This is a genomic window from Niallia sp. 03133 (genome assembly GCF_052663225.1).
Genome location: NZ_JBQTCY010000045.1, coordinates 1 through 390, shown reverse-complemented (window position 1 = coordinate 390; position 390 = coordinate 1). Strand labels below are relative to the sequence as shown.

Sequence of the window (390 nt, the reverse complement as noted above, 5' to 3'; positions counted from 1 at the left end):
ATTAAATCAACATGTATTAAATAGGTTTTTAGAAATTATTAAGAGCGATTACTCTAGAAATATTAAAGAAAAAATACTTTATATATTAAAAAGAGAATCGAGAAAAAACAAAAATATAAAAAGAGAACTACTAAATATTTTTGAATCTAAGTGTTATATGAAAAAAAATAATTTAATGAATAGAATACTAAATAAAGAAATAACAGATATACTGAAAGAAATTATTAGAGGATAAGATGGATTTTAAAGTAAAAAGAATATTTCAAAATTATTTATGTATGAATTAAATACATTTTTATTTCCTCTCAAAAATTACTTTTTGGGGGGATTTTTGTATCATAAAAACATATCAAATTGTGGAAGATAGTTCCATACCATTTCTCAGAATGG

At 20.5% G+C, this 390-nt stretch carries 1 protein-coding gene; it reads left to right on the top strand.

All coding sequences use genetic code 11. The annotated features are described in order from the left end of the window. A partial coding sequence (locus ACTYBU_RS22540; RefSeq protein WP_445493260.1) for a hypothetical protein occupies positions 1-235 on the top strand: 235 nt, incomplete at its 5' end. Between the last annotated feature and the right edge of the window lie 155 nt (positions 236-390).